Here is a 233-nt window from a genome sequence, read left to right as displayed (position 1 = left end):
TTTTTTTTTCCAAGCAAAAGCCGCAACACGATTTTTTGCTGTGTCTGAATTTAATCTTTTTCTTCTCCCAATCTAACATTCCCCGCCATACTTACTGGGATCGCGAGGAGCAGACAAACTACAACATCATGCTCTCCCACTATTTCAATATGGGTAGCATTCGCAATATGAGCGTTTCCCTGACTGGCTACCGCTACGAGTATGACAACCGGGCGGATAAGGGCATGTACATT

The 233-nt window shown here is 44.2% G+C and carries 1 protein-coding gene; it reads left to right on the top strand.

Going from position 1 to position 233, the window contains the following annotated elements:
* The coding region (locus tag C7C45_RS35400; protein WP_244200701.1) for a fimbria/pilus outer membrane usher protein at positions 1-233 on the top strand (233 nt) is incomplete at both ends.

Origin of the sequence: Micromonospora arborensis, from assembly GCF_003205615.1 — a bacterium.
Lineage (GTDB): Bacteria > Actinomycetota > Actinomycetes > Mycobacteriales > Micromonosporaceae > Micromonospora > Micromonospora arborensis.
Note: the sequence above shows the minus strand (reverse complement) of the source record. Positions and strands in the feature narration are given on the sequence as shown.